The organism is Corynebacterium sp. HMSC071F07 (assembly GCF_001810285.1).
In the GTDB taxonomy this organism is placed as follows: Bacteria; Actinomycetota; Actinomycetes; order Mycobacteriales; family Mycobacteriaceae; genus Corynebacterium; species Corynebacterium simulans.
In genome coordinates, this window is the sequence record NZ_KV800704.1 from 16,713 (window position 1) to 33,341 (window position 16,629).

Annotated in this window: 16 protein-coding genes; 12 read left to right on the plus strand and 4 right to left on the minus strand. The window is 57.9% G+C overall.

Annotated elements, in window-relative coordinates:
* Positions 1-2: 2 nt before the first annotated feature.
* On the plus strand, positions 3-1,043 hold the full coding sequence (locus HMPREF2724_RS04765) for a sulfite exporter TauE/SafE family protein (protein ID WP_070432420.1): 1,041 nt from the start codon (positions 3-5) through the stop codon (positions 1,041-1,043).
* Positions 1,044-1,055: 12 nt separating this feature from the next.
* Here HMPREF2724_RS04765 and cobA read toward each other — a convergent pair whose 3' ends face one another.
* Positions 1,056-1,820, minus strand: a complete 765-nt coding sequence (gene cobA, locus HMPREF2724_RS04770) for a uroporphyrinogen-III C-methyltransferase (RefSeq protein WP_070432421.1) — start codon at positions 1,818-1,820, stop codon at positions 1,056-1,058.
* Between the two features lie 135 nt (positions 1,821-1,955).
* On the opposite strand from cobA, the gene HMPREF2724_RS04775 reads away from it, so the two are divergent.
* Both HMPREF2724_RS04775 and manA read left to right on the plus strand, forming a co-directional pair.
* Positions 1,956-2,990 carry an exopolyphosphatase gene (locus HMPREF2724_RS04775; protein WP_070432439.1) on the plus strand — a complete coding sequence of 345 codons (1,035 nt, stop codon included), beginning with the start codon at positions 1,956-1,958 and terminating at the stop codon, positions 2,988-2,990.
* Between the two features lie 18 nt (positions 2,991-3,008).
* Positions 3,009-4,256: a mannose-6-phosphate isomerase, class I gene (manA, locus tag HMPREF2724_RS04780; RefSeq protein WP_070432422.1), complete on the plus strand. Its 1,248-nt coding sequence runs from the start codon at positions 3,009-3,011 to the stop codon at positions 4,254-4,256.
* Here manA and HMPREF2724_RS04785 read toward each other — a convergent pair.
* Together HMPREF2724_RS04785 and HMPREF2724_RS04790 are read right to left on the minus strand one after the other, a co-directional pair.
* Positions 4,240-4,599: a hypothetical protein gene (locus tag HMPREF2724_RS04785; protein ID WP_061920994.1), complete on the minus strand. Its 360-nt coding sequence runs from the start codon at positions 4,597-4,599 to the stop codon at positions 4,240-4,242. The two genes, manA and HMPREF2724_RS04785, sit on opposite strands and share 17 nt — an antisense overlap.
* A gap of 78 nt (positions 4,600-4,677) precedes the next feature.
* A complete protein-coding gene (locus HMPREF2724_RS04790) occupies positions 4,678-5,493 on the minus strand; it encodes a hypothetical protein (protein ID WP_061920996.1) in 816 nt (271 codons plus the stop codon).
* Positions 5,494-6,043: 550 nt separating this feature from the next.
* Here HMPREF2724_RS04790 and HMPREF2724_RS04795 point away from each other — a divergent pair.
* From HMPREF2724_RS04795 to HMPREF2724_RS04835, 9 genes are all read left to right on the plus strand, one after another.
* Positions 6,044-6,397 (plus strand): DUF4259 domain-containing protein, encoded by a 354-nt coding sequence (locus HMPREF2724_RS04795; protein WP_070587428.1) that lies wholly within the window; start codon positions 6,044-6,046, stop codon positions 6,395-6,397.
* Positions 6,398-6,399: 2 nt separating this feature from the next.
* Positions 6,400-7,014, plus strand: coding sequence for a dTMP kinase (locus tag HMPREF2724_RS04800; protein ID WP_061921000.1), 615 nt, complete (start codon positions 6,400-6,402; stop codon positions 7,012-7,014).
* A 4-nt stretch (positions 7,015-7,018) separates the two neighbouring features.
* A complete protein-coding gene (gene mtrA, locus HMPREF2724_RS04805) occupies positions 7,019-7,711 on the plus strand; it encodes an MtrAB system response regulator MtrA (RefSeq protein ID WP_061921002.1) in 693 nt (230 codons plus the stop codon).
* 93 nt (positions 7,712-7,804) lie between these two features.
* Complete coding sequence (gene mtrB, locus HMPREF2724_RS04810) at positions 7,805-9,499, plus strand: MtrAB system histidine kinase MtrB (protein ID WP_082778558.1); 1,695 nt, start codon at positions 7,805-7,807, stop codon at positions 9,497-9,499.
* On the plus strand, positions 9,499-11,241 hold the full coding sequence (locus HMPREF2724_RS04815; protein ID WP_061921004.1) for an LpqB family beta-propeller domain-containing protein: 1,743 nt from the start codon (positions 9,499-9,501) through the stop codon (positions 11,239-11,241). Before mtrB ends, HMPREF2724_RS04815 begins: the two co-directional genes overlap by 1 nt.
* Positions 11,242-11,652: 411 nt before the next feature.
* On the plus strand, positions 11,653-12,066 hold the full coding sequence (locus HMPREF2724_RS13125) for a ComF family protein (RefSeq protein ID WP_246818206.1): 414 nt from the start codon (positions 11,653-11,655) through the stop codon (positions 12,064-12,066).
* Positions 12,067-12,265: 199 nt separating this feature from the next.
* Positions 12,266-12,913: a ribosome hibernation-promoting factor, HPF/YfiA family gene (hpf, locus tag HMPREF2724_RS04825; protein ID WP_062035670.1), complete on the plus strand. Its 648-nt coding sequence runs from the start codon at positions 12,266-12,268 to the stop codon at positions 12,911-12,913.
* Positions 12,914-13,126: 213 nt separating this feature from the next.
* On the plus strand, positions 13,127-15,685 hold the full coding sequence (gene secA, locus HMPREF2724_RS04830) for a preprotein translocase subunit SecA (RefSeq protein ID WP_070587429.1): 2,559 nt from the start codon (positions 13,127-13,129) through the stop codon (positions 15,683-15,685).
* A 164-nt stretch (positions 15,686-15,849) separates the two neighbouring features.
* A complete protein-coding gene (locus HMPREF2724_RS04835; protein ID WP_141748337.1) occupies positions 15,850-16,164 on the plus strand; it encodes a hypothetical protein in 315 nt (104 codons plus the stop codon).
* A 42-nt stretch (positions 16,165-16,206) separates the two neighbouring features.
* On the opposite strand, the gene HMPREF2724_RS04840 is transcribed toward HMPREF2724_RS04835, so the two are convergent.
* Positions 16,207-16,614, minus strand: coding sequence for a hypothetical protein (locus HMPREF2724_RS04840; RefSeq protein ID WP_070455495.1), 408 nt, complete (start codon positions 16,612-16,614; stop codon positions 16,207-16,209).
* Positions 16,615-16,629 lie beyond the last annotated feature (15 nt).

Consider the following 16,629-nt stretch of genomic DNA (forward strand, 5'->3'; position numbering starts at 1 on the left):
AAATGCGGTCGTTCATTCTGATTGCTCTAGCCGGCGCTGCGGCACAGCTTGTCGACGGCGGAATTGGCATGGGCTTCGGCGTAACCTCCACGACCATGCTGCTCTTGGCTGGTCTTGGGCCGGCACAAGCCTCTGCGGTGGTGCACACGGCGGAACTCGGAACGACGCTGGTATCAGGGATTAGCCATTGGCGCTTTGGAAACGTGCATTGGCCAACGGTATTCAAGCTCGGGCTGCCCGGGGCGCTCGCGGCCTTTCTGGGGGCGAGCGTGTTGTCTAATATCTCGACTGCGGCTGCGGCGCCGATAACCGCGTTAATTCTTGTCGGCATTGGAACCAACCTCGTGTGGCGTTTCGCGCGCCTGCAAAAGAAGCCTTCGGCCTATCGCAGCAAGCATTCCGCGGGATTTCTAGCCGGCCTAGGGATAGTCGGCGGATTCGTCGATGCCACTGGCGGCGGTGGATGGGGTCCGATATCCACCTCGACGATGATGGCGATCGGTAAAGAGCAGTCGCGGCGCATCGTGGGAACCGTTAATACGGCGGAATTCCTGGTGACTTTCGGCGCGACTGCCGGGTTCCTGGTGGGGTTGTGGAATGACATCGTGGCTAATTTGGCAGCGGTGATTGCGCTGCTGGTTGGCGGGGCGGTTACGGCACCGATTGCCGCTTGGTTGATTTCGCGCATTAACCCGGTGGTGCTGGGCGGTTTCGTCGGTACTGCAATCGTGGCGCTGAACATCGGCAAGGTGATAAGCGGTGCTGAAGCCTACTTCGGTTGGGCCATCGCGCCTTGGTTCGTGGTGGCTGTGCAGATCCTCGTGGTTGTAGCGGGAGTGGCTGCTACGGCGATTGGTGCTCGACGCACACGTGCGGCGCGCACTGCTGAAGAAGCTGCCGAGGAGGCAGAGCGTGAAGCGCATGCGGCATTCCACGCTGCGGTGCCACACCGCCCGCGCGGGGGCCGCGGCTTCAAGGTGGTGGCGCAAACTGCCCCGGAGCTCAGCCGGACCAAGGAGTACTGGCCGCTGCAGGCGAACTAAGCCAGGTGGCGTTTACTGCGCATCCTGGCTGTTTAGCCCGGCGACCTCGCCGATGACGAAGACCGCGGGCGGGGCAACTTGCTCTTTTCTGACGGTCTCCGCGAGGTCCCCGAGGACGCACTTGTAGACCCTTTCGCTGGCCATTGTGCCCTCCTGGATGATGGCCACAGGCGTCGATGCGCAACGTCCGCCATTGATAAGCGCCTGGGCGATGGCTGCCGAATTCTTCACGCCCATGATGATACTGAGCGTAGCCCCCGATTGCGCTAGCGCTTGCCAATCCACCAAAGACTTGGCGTGGCCTGGCGGCAGGTGACCGGAAACCACTGTGAATGCATGGACAATGCCGCGCTGGGTGACGGGCACGCCTGCCAAAGCAGGAACCGAGATGGCGGAGGTAACGCCAGGGATTACTTCCACCGGAATGGACGCGGCGGTAAGTGCCTGCAGCTCCTCAAAACCGCGGCCGAAGACATACGGGTCGCCGCCTTTCAAGCGGGCTACTTTTCGACCGGCAAGCGCATACTCGACGAGGAGTTCGTTGATCTTTTCTTGGGAGGTTTGGCGCTTATACGGCAGCTTGGAGACATCGATGAGCTCTTTGTTTGCCACGTCGCAGAGCTTGTCCAGGTGCTGCACTGGACCCAGGTGATCCGCCAAGATAATCTCCGCCTTTTGCAAGGCGTGCATTCCACGTACCGTGATGAGGTCCCACGCGCCGGGGCCGCCACCAATCAAAACTACGGGGTGAATCTGCGGACTTTCTGCTGCAACCATGCTGGTTGATTCTAGTTGAGGTATTTCACCTCACGTGCAAAAAGGGATTATATACCTGGGGTTTTATTCATAATTGGCTGGGGAAGTTCTAATTAGCACTACTGCGTGTCCGAGGGCCAGACTATGCTCGGCGGCATGGATAGTGCTTACTATGATGGCGCAGCTTATGACCCAGAAACAGTGCGTTATTTCGACGTCGCTCATGAAGGAGCCCAAATCAGGGTCTTAGGCGGTGCTATCTCGCAGCTGGCCGGCCTTTTGGGCGGGGCTAAACCGCGCTGCCTGGTCATTTTGCCTACTGATCAGATAGCCCGCGCGGCTGCCTATACAGCGGTAGGGCTGGCCGAGCCAGCGCGCATTCCGTTGGTGGTGGCGGAATCACTCCCGCACTTTGTTGGTGCCTTGGATGTCGTCGTGGTGGTAGGTGAGCGTGCGGAGTGTGACTGGGCCTCCCGTGCACTTATTGCTGCGGATAAAAGGGGAGCCGCTACTGTACTGGTCGGGCCCTCGCGCGGTCCGCTCGTGGAGGACGCTCCCGAGTCCACCTTTGTGGCACCCACTTTGCCCACGGCGGAGGGAGCCTCGCCGGCTCGGTTCATCGCCGCGCTGTATGCGGTGGCTGCGGTCCTCGAAGAAGAAGGAGAGCTCGTAGCCCGCAGGTTGGAGGAAGCCGCCGACGCAGTGGACCGCGAGCTGGAGGCGCTTAGCCCAGAGCATGATTCCGCAACTAACCCCGGCCGCGAGCTGCGGGAATTTGTGGAGGGCGCGAGGGTTATTCATTCCTGCGGCGTCGACCCATATTCCTGGTCAGAGGAGCGTTCCGGAGTATTTATCAATGCCCTGGTTGCCCGCATGGCCGCCGCGGTTTGGGCTGCGCATGGTCTGGGCGGTACTTTTGCTGACCCTGAGGCGTTGCCACATATTTTGGAGCGCGCACAGCAAAGAGGTGGAACAGCGGTGCGTGACATATTCTTTGACCCGCAGATAGACCCGCCAGAAGAAAATGCTTTGGTACCATTGAAAATTGTTTTGTGGGGAGAGGAAGAGGCGAACCTTCCCCATTCAATCGCTGAATCGAGCAATGATCCTGAACCCGCCTTAGGGGAATTGGCGCGCGCTCTTCAGTTCATTACGCGCAGTTATGCCGCGACCGCCTACGAGATTTCTTAAAAGAAGGAAGCAATACATATGCAGCTGCTCAACAGCGCAACCCGCAACTACTCCTGGGGCTCACGGACCATGATTCCTGAGCTCAAAGGTGATCCCGCGAGCGATACCCCGGTAGCCGAGCTCTGGTTCGGCGCGCATCCGGGGGCCCCTTCAACCGTTGATGGCCAGCGCCTCGACGAGGTTATTGCAGCCGCTCCGGCGGAGCAGTTGGGCAAGCGCGTGCAGCAAGACTATGGCAAGCGCCTGCCTTTCTTGTTGAAGATATTGGCCGCCGCAGAGCCGCTGTCTTTGCAGGCGCACCCCTCTAAGGCGCAGGCGGAAGAGGGTTTTGCCCGCGAAAATGAGCAGGGTATCGAGGTAAGCGCCACGAACCGCAACTACAAGGATGACAACCACAAGCCGGAGCTCATAGTGGCACTCACTGAGTTCTACGCCATGGCTGGCTTTCGGCCCCTCGAGCGCACGCTGGAGCTGCTGAAGGCTTTGGAATGCCCTGAGCTCGAGCACTACCTGAACATGCTCCTGCCGGAGGCCGCCGCGGAGTCGGAAAACTTGCGCGCGCTGTTTACCACTTGGATCACTATCCCGGCTACAAAGCGTAAGGAACTCATCGCAGCAATCGTCGAGGCTGGTGAAAAGCTGATCGCGCGCCTTGAAGCAGAACCAGCGGATTCGGCTGCGGCGTGGATGGCACGCGATATGCGCACAGTCATCAGCCTGAACGAGCAATACCCAGGTGACATCGGTGTCTTGGGAGCGCTTTTGCTCAACCACGTGGTCTTGCAGCCCGGCGAGGCTGTGTACCTCAACGCCGGCGCGCTGCACGCTTATGTCTCGGGCCTTGGCGTGGAGATCATGGCGAACTCCGACAACGTCCTGCGCGGCGGCCTGACCCCGAAGTTCGTGGATGTTCCGGAATTGGTCAAGGTCCTCACTTATGAAAGCGTGGATGATCCGCGCGTGCAGCAAAAAGAGAAGAGCGTAGAAGAAACCCTGCACGGCGCTAAGGCTTGGGCCTATCCGGTGCCGATCGATGAATTCATCTTGGACCGCGTAGAGCTCTGCGCAGACGATACCGTTGAGCTGAACTTCGATGGTCCGGCCATTGCGCTGTGCACCGGTGGGGAAGTGGAGCTGCGTGACACCGAAGGCCAAGAGCTCAAGCTGCAGCCGGGGCAGGCGGCATGGCTGCCAGCAGCAGAGGAGACCGTAGTGGCGCGGGTTGCAGCGGGCGAGGCGAGCCAGCTCTTTATCGCTCGTGTCTAGGGCCTGCTAGGAGACCTGTAACGTCACCGCGAATTATCTCCGCCATGGAAACTACATCCTTGCGCTCAATAAACCCCTCGGCCTCTGCCTGAATGACGTCGCCGCCTTCGACGAACGTGGCATCTAAATCTTCGACGATAACCGTAGAAGCGCCCACCAGTTCGCCGCTAAGCTCGCGTGCGTCCGGAGTGTGCGAACCCAGTGCGACGAAGATGACAACGCGCAGCGGCTCGTTCGCCGTGGATGAAGCGTTGCCAGGGCCTTCCAGAAAATCGACAATTGTGGCAACCGAAACCGCGGGAGTGCGCAAATTGGTTACCGCTTGACCATCGAGCAGTTGCACTGGGGCCTCAGCGAGGTTAGTTGCCTGACCTGCGGCCGTAGTCGCGCCGGTGGTCGGCGCTTCCGTTGGGGTAGGAGCCTAGCCGGTTGGATCGGAGATATCGACGGCTTCGGTCATGTTGGTGTCCTCGACATCAACAGCAGTCGGCTCCTTAAAAGTATCTGCATAGGTCGGCTCGGAGCTTGGCTGCGGGGCATCAACGGTATCGCCGCTGCCTCCAAAAGTTGGCGCTGTATCGGTAGCAGGAACTTCCGTGCCGTTCATCTTGCCTGGGGTGGCTTCGCCCGAAGGAGAAGGCTCGACGGGCTGAGCCGCCGTGGGCTGGCCGGAGTCGGAATCCCCGGGCTTTGGACGGACGGTTTCAGTCAGGCTTGGCTGCGTGTTGTTTGGTGCAGAAGCTTGGCTGGTTGGCTGTTGCGCAGTTGCCTGCGTAGAAGTGGTTGGTGCAGCAGTGCCGGAGGCGCTGTTAGAAGGCTCCTGTGGGTAGCCCGTTGCGTAGGTGCTGTTGGCATTCTGTTGCGCGGTGGCGTGGGACTGGGAGGAGAGGTTCTCCGGGCGGTAAACCGACGTGGGGCCAGTGTTAGAGGTGCTGCCGGTAAAAGCGTTTGGGGCCAAGAATGGGTCATTCTTGAGTGCCACGGCGCGCTTGCGGGAAGAGCTGTCTTTGTGGCTCTTGCTGCTGTGCTTGGAGTGGGGGCGGCTGCTCGTGGTGGGAGTTTGCGAGGTGCGCTTGCTTTGCGACTCGGTTTCGCCAACCTGAGTTACAGACTCGCTGGTGCTGTGCGACGCCACGGTGTCAGGCGTGGAAACACGCCAGACACCGTAGCCTACGAACAACGCGAAAAGGAGACCGAGGGCGATAAAGACATACACGCGACGTGCATCGGGCTTCATCGTACGCTCCTTTCCTTCTCAAGCCACCTATGGAGGGTTCTAAGGGGAATGGCTTAGTTCTAACCGTTACAATAATGGACTTCAAAGAAATAGCTTCCGACCAGCGGGGATGCGGGCTGGAAACTGATATGTGTAACAACTCGGTAACGACCATACCATGTAAGAGTATTTAGTGGAATAGGCATCTTACGTATCGCCATGTAGGCGGAAGTTTCCTTGAAAGAGTGTTTCGGAATTTGGTTTAGCTAGTTCGGCTTCCGCTTCGCAGTGCGCAGCCGGGGAAGTTCTGCGTCCTACACGGCCCAAGGTGCTTGTCCGTCTGGACTGAATTGGCGATTGACCTCTGTTTCCGCGCTCAGCCTAAAGTGTGTTGATTCTCTCTGTGGTTTTTAACGTATAAATTGACTGTGGCAACGCACTGACAAAAGCAGCGGCAGCGGCTAGATATAGAAGTAAACATCGCGGGAAGATTTCTCCCCTTCATCAACTGTCTGCCCGCGGTGGAGGCCACCAGCAGTAGAACTTTCGCGTTATATCAAAGGAGAGCGCAATGAGCACTTGGGACGAAGACATCTTTGCAGATGACGTCAACGTTGATTTCCTGGATGAACCCGCCAACCTTGATGACGAGGACATCGTTGAGTCTGTATCTGATGCTTGTGCCTTGGCTACGAATGACAATTCCGTTTCTGAAGAGGAACAGCGCAATGCACTAGCGGCCGCTACCATCGCCGCCATCTGGGCCGGTGTGCCGTTTAGCGCCGGTGAAATTGTTTCTTCCTATCCGTTTATCCGTGGGCTTGCCGGCTCCGGCAGCGAAGAGCTCAACGAGCAGGCTCTGGAATTGCTGGAGGGCGTGGAAGAAGATTATGACCTCGAAGCATTCATTGAGGCTTTGTCCTAATAATGCTGGTTAGCATCGAAGGAATTGACGGTGCGGGCAAGAACACGCTCGTAAACAGGATTAAAGGCGAGCTTTCTGTAGAAGTCGATGTCTTGGGCTTTCCGCGCTATGAAGAATCCGTGCACGCGCAGCTGGCCCAAGAGGCTCTCTACGGCCGGATGGGTGACTTAACGGATTCCGCCTATGCCATGGCCACCCTCTTTGCTCTTGACAGGTTTGGCGCAAAAGACTGCCTGTTGGAAGCGCAAGAGGGCAAAGACCTGCTGATTTTGGACCGTTACGTGGCCTCAAACGCCGCCTACTCGGCCGCGCGCTTGGGTACCGATGAGGTCGTAGACTGGGTCTACGATCTTGAGTTTTCGCGTTTGGGGCTGCCTAAGCCCAGCCTGCAGATCTTTCTCGACACCGACGTCGAGCTCGCCGCAGCCCGCGCCGAGGCGCGCGCAGCCGAGGACGCCGGCCGTGCCCGTGACCGATATGAAAAAGACAGTGATCTCCAGACGAACACTGCGGCGGCGTATCGTCGATTAGCGGAACGTGCGTGGGGCGGACGCTGGATCGCCACCGCTGATACCGATATGATTGTGCAATCTGTCAAGGAACTCGTAGAGGAGTAGGAAAATGGCGCCGAAGATTCTGGTCGTTGACGATGATCCAGCCATCTCGGAAATGTTGACCATCGTTCTTGAGGCCGAAGGCTTCGAGCCCATCGCTGTTACTGACGGCAATGAAGCAGTTCCTGCTTTCCACGAACACGAGCCAGAGCTCATCCTGCTTGACCTCATGCTGCCGGGCATGAATGGCGTTGATATTTGCCGCGCCATCCGCTCGGAATCGGCAGTTCCTATCGTTATGCTCACCGCGAAGACGGACACTGTCGACGTAGTGCTTGGCTTGGAATCTGGCGCTGATGATTACATCACCAAGCCCTTCAAGCCGAAGGAGCTGGTTGCCCGCATTCGTGCGCGCCTGCGCCGCACCGACTCTTCCTCCAGCGAGCTCATCGAGGTCGGCGACCTAGTCATCGACGTCCCAGAACATACCGTCAAGCGCGTCGACGGCGAGGAGCTTTCACTTACCCCACTGGAATTCGACTTACTTCTCGAGATGGCACGCAAGCCTGGCCAGGTGCACACCCGTGAAGCGCTACTGGAATCCGTCTGGGGCTACCGCCACGCTTCTGATACCCGTCTCGTCAATGTGCACGTGCAGCGTTTGCGCGCCAAGATCGAGCACGATCCGGAAGACCCGCAGATCGTCCTGACCGTCCGCGGCGTTGGCTATAAGACCGGCAAGACTGGCGCCGGCGAATAAAGAGGACCCGCAGCTATTTTTGATTGGTTTAAGCGTCTGCAGGATGGCGTTGTAGATAAGTGGCGCACATCGCTGCAGACAAGGGTCATCGGCATGATCCTCGTGGCATCCACGGTGGTCATGCTCTTGTTGGCGTACGCGCTTGTCTCGGTGCTGACGCAGCGTTTGGTCAGCCAAAAAGAAGATGCAGCCCGCCAGGAGCTCGATCGCGCGCGTACCACCGTGGAGCAGCAAATCGATGCCACTGGCAGCGCCAACTCGAACCAAGTGCGCATCAATTCCGCACGTTCTTCCCTTGGCCAGCTATCGGCTGATCACAACGAACACCAAGAAGCCTATGAAGCTGTTATCGCCGTAGAAAACGACGATAACTCTCTTACTACTTCTCCTGAGGGCTTTCGCCTGCCCAATGAATTACGGGACTTGGTGTCTAACGGCCAGGTGGCGCAGCAATACACCAGCGTGGATCACCCCGGCGGCGATCCTTATAATGCCTTGATTATTGGCACCCCAATCGATTCCGATATTCCAAACGCCCAGGTTTACCTGGTGCTGTCGATGGAGTCTGAGGAAGCCACAATGGCGCTCATGCGCGGTTTGCTTTCGGCAGCCGGCGTGGTGGTTGTCGTGTTGCTGGTCGGCATCGCTTGGCTGGCAACGCAGCAGGTTATCGTTCCCATTCGTTCCGCATCTCGCATTGCGCAACGCCTCGCGGCAGGCCACTTGCGCGAGCGTATGGTGGTCAACTCTGACGATGAAATGGGCCGTCTGGCGGGCTCTTTCAACGACATGGCTGACAAGCTTTCAAAGCAGATTAACCAGCTTGAGGAATATGGCGATCTCCAGCGCCAATTTACTTCAGACGTCTCCCATGAGCTGCGCACTCCGTTGACCACGGTACGCATGGCGGCGGACCTCATCGCTGCTGATCCGGATTCCCTTGAGCCGCATACTCGCCGCGCATCAGCGCTGATGATTCGCGAGCTTGATCGCTTCGAGGAATTGCTCGCCGACCTGCTGGAGATCTCGCGCCATGATGCGGGCGTGGCTGACCTTTCCACGGCCTCATTCGACGCCCGCTCCTGTGTTGACTCTGCGCTGGCACAGGTCCAGCACCTGGCAGAGGAATTAAACGTCGACGTGCAGGTTAATATGCCGGATGAGCCCGTCACTATCGAAGCAGATTCGCGCCGCATTGAGCGCATCTTGCGTAATCTTTTGGCCAACGCTATCGACCACTCTGAGGGAAATCCCGTGGTCGTCGATTTGCAGGCCAATGACCAAGCGGTGGGCATCGCGGTGACCGACTCTGGCGTGGGTCTGAAGGACGGTCAAGAAGAGCTCGTATTCAACCGTTTCTGGCGTGCAGATGCTTCGCGTAAGCGCCATTCAGGGGGTACCGGTTTGGGCTTGGCCATCGCCCGCGAGGATGCGGTCTTGCACGGCGGTACGCTCGATGCCATCGGTTATATCGGCGTCGGTTCGCGCTTCCGCCTCATCGTTCCGCGCTCGCCGAACACGGCCATCGAAGAGCAGCCGATTGCCCTTGAGGTCCCCAATGCCCCGCAGCCGGAACTGGAAGCGGCAGAGGTAATGGAGCAAGAAGATGTCGGCATCATCTGGCCTTCGGAGCGCCGTGCTCGTGAGTTCGTGGAGCTGGAGTCCGCGGTGCTTGACGACGCCCCGGAACCTGGCCCTGAATCCAGCGGTGATCGCTCTGGTAGCGTCGCCGAAAGCGAGGCAGCGCACCCGGATAAGGGTGTACAAGACGACGAGAAGGAGCGGTGATGAATAATCCCAACTCGTCTAGGGCTACGCGCTGGAAAAAGCAGGCGCGGCAATGTCTAGCGCTGTCTAGTGGCTTTCTCTTGTTTTCGGCTGCCGGCTGCTCGACGCTGCCGAATAACACTGCGCCCGAGGTCATCGCCACTTTTGCACCGCAAGCCGATCCGCAAGTGGAAATCATGTCCCCGAAGCAGGACGCGGATGCAGACTTGGTACTGCGTGAATTCTATAAGGCCTCCGGGAAGCCTGCCAATGACTATCAATCCACCCGCAACTTCCTAACACCGGACGCCCAAGAGCAATGGACGCCGAAAGAAGCCGTGGATGTGGTCGACTCTATCGACATCTTGACCACGGATAATGGCCTGGACCATAAAACCTTCGAAGTCAGTGGAAAACATATCGGTACCTTGAGCCCTAACGGTGCTTATACCCCGAGTGAACGCGATTATTCAGCCACCGTGCAAATGCAGAAGGTGGACGGGCAGTGGCGTATCCAAGATTTTCCGCCCAAGTTGGTCATTGAACGCAACGACTTGCGTAATAATTACCGGCCAATTTCGCTTTATTTCTTGGGGCAGTCGGGCGAATCGCTCGTTTCGGATAGGCGCTGGATCTACACCGGCCAGCAATCCATCGATAGCGAAATTGTCACCTTGTTGCTGGAAGGCCCCAATACTGATCTGCGTCCGGCGACTACAGATCTAACGCCAACTTCGGCGACGTTCTTAGGTTATGAAAACGGCACCTACAACTTCGGCGGGTTGAGCTCGATGAGCAAGGACGAGCGTTTCCGCTTTGCCGCGGCGCTGACGTGGACGTTAAACAACGCTGGTGTATCTACCACCGTTAAAGCTACGGCGGATGGTAGCCCTCTCGTTGATGGCTTGGACGTGATGACCGTCGATGATTTTGCCGAATTCAACCCTGGAAATCTGGTCAGCTCTGACGCCCAGCTTTTCGCCGTCAACAACGGAGCCTTGTTTGAAGTCGCAGGTGACCAGGTGGAGCCAGCCAACAGCGTCCTGGGCAGGGGCTCAGATGTTCAGTCTGCGGATATCTCCAAGGAAGGAATCGTAGCCGCAATACGTAAGAAGTCCTCCGATGAATATCAATTGAGCATGGGAGAGCTAGGCGTAAAGCTGGAGGATGACCTGAAGTCTAAGACACTGGCGCGCCCGACCTTTGAGGCAAACGGCCAGAGCATTTGGACTGTTGTTGATGGCAAGAAAATTGTTCGCGTATCCCGCTCGGCGAAGGGCGAACTGCATCAATCTGAGGTCGACTCCTCTAGCCTGGATAGTATTCAGGGCGAGATTTCTGTTATTCGCCTCTCGGCTACCGGAGCACGCGTTGCGATGATTATTGAGGGCAACGTCTACGTCGGCGTCGTCGTGCGCGGCAAAAACCGTAAGTACTCAATCGTTAATGCGCATCGCGTGGGTCAAGAGATACAAAATACCGCGCTTTCGCTGGATTGGATGAGCGACGGCGGATTGATGGTGGGCACAGATAGCGTGAACTCGCCGGTATGGCGCATCGAACAGGATGGCTCTTCTGCAACGACTTTGGCAACGGGTAATGTGACCGCGCCGGTGGTGGCAGTTGCAGCTTCTCCAACGAAGCTTTACATCACCGACTCTCACGCATTGCTGGAGCTACCTGCCGAAAACACCGACAACACCTTCTGGCGCGAGGTTGCCGGCCTGCAGGGTCAGCGTTCTTCACCTATCGTTGCCAAGTAAAAGCGCCTTATACAAGTTGTGACGTCTGCGCCTAAAGCTGGGGTGGCTTCAGGCAATCGTGAGACAAGCATGCGTGAGGCAAACATGGGGCGAAAATAAGCCGAGTGCTCGGGGGAGAAGAGATAGGTGGCACTAGTAGGTAAGCATTGGGATTCGCGCGTTTTGGCACAGCGTGCGGCGGCCTTGTTCGAAATAGTTGTTCCGCATCAGTGTGCCGGATGCGGGGGAGAGCTAGAGGCTGCAGCACATCTATGTGCGCGTTGCCAGCTGCATTTGCGGGCGCTGCCGCAACAGATTGCTAGGCCAGTCCCATTGGGGATGCCGGTATGGGCGCTCGGGCCCTATTCGGACGTGCGGCGAAACCTCATCGTGGCCATGAAGGAGCGGGGTAACCGCAAAGTGCGCAGCCATGTGGCAGCAGTTTATGCCGCAGGCATTGAGCATTTGCGGGCGCGCGGCGAGATTCCGGAGGAATTAGTGCTGGTGCCAGCCCCCACGCGGCGTTCTTCGGCGCGAGCACGCGGTGGCGACCCAGTAGCGCAGATTTGCATGCAGGTGGCCAAGACCTTGCCGCGGGTAAGCGTATGCGAGGCATTGGAAGTTCGGGAGTCAGCGGCTGATCAATCCGAGCTTTCTGCAACTCAACGCTGGGACAATATGCGCGCAGCGGTGCAGGTCAGGCCTGCTGCAAGCCGGATCGTAGGACGACGATTGCTGCTTGTCGACGACGTGGTAACCACCGGCGCAACTTTGGTGGCCAGCGCCAGCCGTCTGCGGGGCAGCGGGGGAGTCCCTGATGGGGCAATCGTACTGGCAGAAGCTTAGATTCGGTTGGTTGCAGGGGTAATTCCGGCCCTATTGGTCCCCTTGGTTATGACCAGTGCTACCATGAAGAGTGTCACAGGGAAGCAGATAAAGTGTCCCAAACCATCCGGTTTCTATTTTGGAAAGTCGCATCGGAAAGGGCCTTTCACCTGCGGAATGTGCAGTCATTCAGTCCCCACGAGATAAGGGAGGCAATTCAATGTCCCAGCCCACCAACGCTCAGGTCACCATCACCGGTCGTAACGTCGAGGTGCCAGACCACTTCCAAGAGCGCGTCACCGAAAAGCTGGCCAAGATTGAACGCCTTGACCCGACTCTGACTTTCTTCCACGTGGAGCTCCAGCACGAGCCGAACCCGCGTCGTGAAGCAGAGTCTGATCGCATCCAGATCACCGCAACGGGTAAGGGCCACATCGCTCGCGCTGAAGCAAAGGAAGATTCCTTCTACGCAGCACTGGAAACCGCTCTGGCAAAGATGGAGCGTTCCCTGCGTAAGGTCAAGGTCCGCCGTGAGAACGTGAAGTCCGGTCACCGCGCGCAGAAGGGTACCGGCGAGCTGGCTGCTGAGATCGTTGCTGCTGCAGAGCACGAGCGCGCGAAGGAAGAGCGCTACATCGATCCCTATGCAGAAACCGTCGAGGATGTTCGCCCCGGCCAGATCGTCCGCTCCAAGGAGCACCCGGCTACCCCGATGAGCGTCGATGATGCTTTGAGCGAGATGGAGCTCGTGGGCCACGACTTCTATCTCTTCATTAACGAAGAAAACAACAAGCCATCTGTGGTCTACCGTCGTCATGCTTTCGACTACGGCATCATCTCCCTGTCGGAGGACGCAACTGAGGAGTAAACCCAACTCTTTTTAAGATTTAGCCCTTCCGCCGCGTTCGCTTAAGTCCCTGATTGTCGGGGCCTATGCACCGCGGAGGAGGGGCTAAAGTTTTGCTGACGCACCGCAAACGTTCAGGGTTTCATAAGGTGGTCGGAATCAAGCGTTAACTACCCAGTGGGTACAATGACGAGAAGTTAACTATTTTGTCGCGACAAGAAGGACTATCTAGAAGTGTTTGGACTCTCCAAGCTGCTGCGCGCAGGCGAAGGACGCACCGTCAAGCGCCTAGCAAAGATGGCTGATGACGTTATTGCTCTCGATGCGGAGTACGCTGCTCTATCTGATGCAGAACTAAAGGCAAAGACCCAGGAATTCAAGGACCGCCTGGGGGCCGGCGAAGAGATGAATGACATTCTTCTCGAGGCTTTTGCCACCGTCCGTGAAGCCGCTTGGCGCGTGCTCGATCAGAAGCACTACAAGGTGCAGATCATGGGTGGCGCGGCGCTGCACTTCGGCAACGTTGCCGAGATGCGCACCGGTGAGGGCAAGACCCTGACCTCGCTGCTGCCGGCTTACCTCAATGCGCTTGAGGGCAAGGGCGTGCACATCGTTACCGTCAACGATTACTTGGCAAAGCGTGACGCCGAGATGATGGGTCGTGTGCACCGCTGGCTGGGCCTTAGCGTTGGCGTCATTCTTTCCGAGATGCGCCCTGCACAGCGCAAGGAAGCCTACGGCTGCGATATCACCTACGGCACCAACAACGAGCTGGGCTTTGACTATTTGCGCGATAACATGGTCCGCACGCTTGACGACGTCGTCCAGCGCGGCCATAACTTCTGCATCGTCGATGAGGTTGACTCCATTCTTATCGACGAAGCCCGTACCCCGCTTATCATCTCCGGCCCAGTGGACGGATCCTCCCAGTTCTACAACGTTTTCTCCCAGATTGCGCCGAAGATGCGCGAGGGTATCCACTACGAGGTAGACCACAAGAAGCGCACCATCGGCGTGCTTGAGGATGGCGTGGAATTCGTGGAAGACCAGCTGGGCATCGACAACCTCTATGCCCCAGAGCACTCGCAGCTCGTGTCTTACCTGAACAACGCGCTGAAGGCGAAGGAACTGTTTGCGCGCGATAAGGACTACATCGTGCGTAACGGTGAGGTCATGATCGTTGACTCTTTCACCGGCCGCGTGCTGGCAGGCCGTCGCTACAACGAGGGCATGCACCAGGCCATTGAGGCCAAGGAAAACGTGGAGATCAAGAACGAGAACCAGACTCTGGCGACCGTTACTCTGCAGAACTACTTCCGCCTGTACGAGAAGATTTCCGGCATGACCGGTACCGCAGAGACCGAGGCTGCCGAGCTGCATTCCATTTATGGTCTCGATGTTGTGCCGATTCCGACGAACAAGCCGAACCAGCGTGTTGACCAGGCTGACCGCATCTACAAGACGCAGGAAGCAAAGTTCGCCGCAGTCGTCGATGACATTGCTGAGCACGTCGAGGCCGGCCAGCCGGTCCTGGTTGGTACCACCTCCGTTGAGCGCTCCGAGTACCTGTCCCAGCTTTTGACCAAGCGTGGCGTCAAGCACTCCGTCCTGAACGCGAAGCACCACGAGGAAGAGGGCCAGATTGTCGCCCGCGCCGGTCGCCCTGGCACCGTAACCGTTGCTACCAACATGGCAGGCCGTGGTACCGATATCGTGCTGGGTGGCAACCCCGAGGTCATCCTGGACGAGAAACTGCGTGAGCGCGGCCTCGATCCTTTCGAGGATGAAGAGCGTTACCAGGAGGCATGGGACGCTGAGATTGACGAGGAGCGTGAGCGTTCCAAGCGCCTGGGTGACGAGGTCCGTGAAGCAGGAGGCCTTTATGTCCTGGGCACCGAGCGCCACGAATCTCGCCGTATCGACAATCAGCTGCGTGGCCGTTCCGGCCGTCAGGGCGATCCAGGTGAGACCCGCTTCTACCTTTCGATGCGTGATGAGCTGATGGTTCGCTTCGTGGGTCAGTCCATGGAGAACATGATGAACCGCCTGAACGTGCCTGACGATGTCCCGATCGAGGCGAAGATGGTGTCCAACTCCATCAAGGGCGCCCAGGCACAGGGGGAGAATCAGAACTTCGAAATGCGTAAAAACGTTCTGAAGTATGACGAAGTGCTCAACGAGCAGCGCAAGGTTGTCTACGCTACCCGCCACGACATCTTGGACTCTGGTGACATCAAGGACAACATCCGCGACATGATCGATGACACCGTGTCGGCTTATGTTGCCGGCGCTACTGCCACCGGCTACGTCGAGGACTGGGACTTGGACGAGCTGTGGAATGCTTTGGAGTCTCTCTATGGCCCGACTATGAGCCACGAGTCCTTGGTGGAGGGCACCGAGTACGGTTCTGTCGGCGAGCTAAGTGCAGAGCAGCTGCGCGATGCATTGCTAAGCGATGCTAACCACGAGTACGACGAACTCGAAGAGTCCGTTAGCGCTATCGGCGGCGAGTCCCAGATGCGCAACACCGAACGCATGGTCATCCTGCCTATCATCGACCAGAAGTGGCGTGAACACCTCTACGAGATGGACTACCTGAAGGAAGGCATCGGCTTGCGTGCGATGGCACAGCGCGATCCGCTGGGGGAGTACCAGAAGGAAGGCGGCGAGATGTTCAACGCCATGAACGAGGGCGTCAAGGAAGAGACCGTCCGCCAGCTGTTCATGCTCCGCAAGCAGTTCAAGGCGCAGCAGGAAGCCCAGGCAGCTTCCCCTGAAACCACCGAGGCTTAGCGGATATAAGCTCATTTGAAGCGTCTGGCCAAGAAATTGGTCAGGCGCTTTAAGTTTTATGCCAGTTTCCTATACTCTAGAAGGAAGCCAACAATAGATTTTCTTTTTCTAAGAAGGGTAACTCCGTGCGCAGTCGTTCACTCAGCCTGGGATTTTCGGCATTTTTGTCTGCCACGCTCCTGAGCGGAACCGCGCAAGCCTACGGCGAGGTTGAACAGGAACCGCGTTCCTGCCATGAGGCTGTTGTCGCTGCAGGCATGGAAGATTACTTTTCTGCTGCCGAAACCGAGAACCTCACGGTCGCAGAATGCGTAGAACGCATTGCAGATGGAAAACCCAGTAAGACCCCCGAAGAGCGCCCTGCCTTCGGCCAGATTGGCATGCTCTTTGGCGGCATCGCCTCTGTGATTGGCCTCGGCGTCGGCGCATGGACCTCGGTGGATTGGACCGACATCCTGCTGCGCCTGGGGTCGCTTTAATATTTGGCCCTAAGTACTTGGTGCGAGCCCTGCCCCTTGAGCCTAGATATTCAGGTTGTGGCCAAGGGAGAGCAAGCGGAACTCTTCTAGCCGATTGTGCTTGAAGGACCCGGTAAAACCATGGCGTTTGCCGCCAATATCGGCCGAGCCAAAGAACTCACCGTTAGCGCGGGCGTGCAGGCTTCGCAGCTGTGCGCGCAGCGGCCTATCGTGGGGCCGATGATTAAGCGCCCAAGCGCGCAAATGCACTTTGATATCGCGGTTGTACTTGTTGCCCGCTAGATGATGCAGTGGGCGCAGCCCGCCCGTAACCTCCAGTGCGAAGACGACAAGGTCGAGGATTTCCTTGCGGGCGGAAAGGTCTTCTTCCGTGGGCTTTCTCTCATAGCGCACTCGATCGGGCGCGGTATAGAGCTTGAGGTGGCTAAAACCAGGGATAGGTGAATACAACTTAAGTGAGCCTTC

Coding starts and splice junctions, on each gene's coding strand:
- HMPREF2724_RS04765 (WP_070432420.1), top strand. CDS start 3: ATGCGGTCGTTCATTCTGATTGCTCTAGCCGGCGCTGCGGCACAGCTT.
- cobA (WP_070432421.1), bottom strand. CDS start 1,820: ATGGTTGCAGCAGAAAGTCCGCAGATTCACCCCGTAGTTTTGATTGGT.
- HMPREF2724_RS04775 (WP_070432439.1), top strand. CDS start 1,956: ATGGATAGTGCTTACTATGATGGCGCAGCTTATGACCCAGAAACAGTG.
- manA (WP_070432422.1), top strand. CDS start 3,009: ATGCAGCTGCTCAACAGCGCAACCCGCAACTACTCCTGGGGCTCACGG.
- HMPREF2724_RS04790 (WP_061920996.1), bottom strand. CDS start 5,493: ATGAAGCCCGATGCACGTCGCGTGTATGTCTTTATCGCCCTCGGTCTC.
- HMPREF2724_RS04795 (WP_070587428.1), top strand. CDS start 6,044: ATGAGCACTTGGGACGAAGACATCTTTGCAGATGACGTCAACGTTGAT.
- HMPREF2724_RS04800 (WP_061921000.1), top strand. CDS start 6,400: ATGCTGGTTAGCATCGAAGGAATTGACGGTGCGGGCAAGAACACGCTC.
- mtrA (WP_061921002.1), top strand. CDS start 7,019: ATGGCGCCGAAGATTCTGGTCGTTGACGATGATCCAGCCATCTCGGAA.
- mtrB (WP_082778558.1), top strand. CDS start 7,805: ATGATCCTCGTGGCATCCACGGTGGTCATGCTCTTGTTGGCGTACGCG.
- HMPREF2724_RS04815 (WP_061921004.1), top strand. CDS start 9,499: ATGAATAATCCCAACTCGTCTAGGGCTACGCGCTGGAAAAAGCAGGCG.
- hpf (WP_062035670.1), top strand. CDS start 12,266: ATGTCCCAGCCCACCAACGCTCAGGTCACCATCACCGGTCGTAACGTC.